A 535-nucleotide genomic window follows, 5' to 3' on the forward strand; every position below is an offset into this window, starting at 1 on the left:
CGCCCGTCGCGAGCGCCTCCCCCGTCGCCCCCGCCCCGACCTCGCCCGCGTCCTCGTCGCCGTCACCCACGGCAACGCCCTCGGGCCCCGCGGGACCTGTGGAGTGCGGCCCGAGCGAAATCACGGTGAACGCCCTGTCGGACAAGGCCGAGTACGCGCAGGGCGAGAACCCCCAGCTGTCGATCCGCCTCACCAACTCGTCGGCGACCGCCTGCACGATGAACGTCGGCACGAGTGCCCAGTCCTTCACCGTCACCAGTGGTTCCGACGTGTGGTGGCGCTCGACCGACTGCCAGACCGAGCCGAGCGACCTCGAGGTCACCCTCGAGCCCGGTCAGACGGTCTCGAGCTCCGCGCCGCTGACGTGGGACCGCACGCGGTCCTCGGTCGGCTCGTGCGGGAGCGAGCGTCCCTACGCCCCCGGCGGCGGTGCGACCTACCACCTGAGCGTGTCGATCGGCGGCATCCCGTCCGCGGGCACCGCGTCGTTCGTCCTGCGCTGACCCCGCGCTCGGGGAACGGAACGGAGGGGCGG

The 535-nt window shown here is 73.3% G+C and carries 1 protein-coding gene; it reads left to right on the top strand.

What is annotated here, in order from left to right; genetic code table 11:
* Positions 1-125 precede the first annotated feature (125 nt).
* Complete coding sequence (locus DBR36_RS14285; protein WP_181373618.1) at positions 126-503, top strand: hypothetical protein; 378 nt, start codon at positions 126-128, stop codon at positions 501-503.
* Positions 504-535 lie beyond the last annotated feature (32 nt).

Origin of the sequence: Microbacterium sp. HMWF026 (genome assembly GCF_003061325.1) — a bacterium.
GTDB lineage: Bacteria > Actinomycetota > Actinomycetes > Actinomycetales > Microbacteriaceae > Microbacterium > Microbacterium testaceum_E.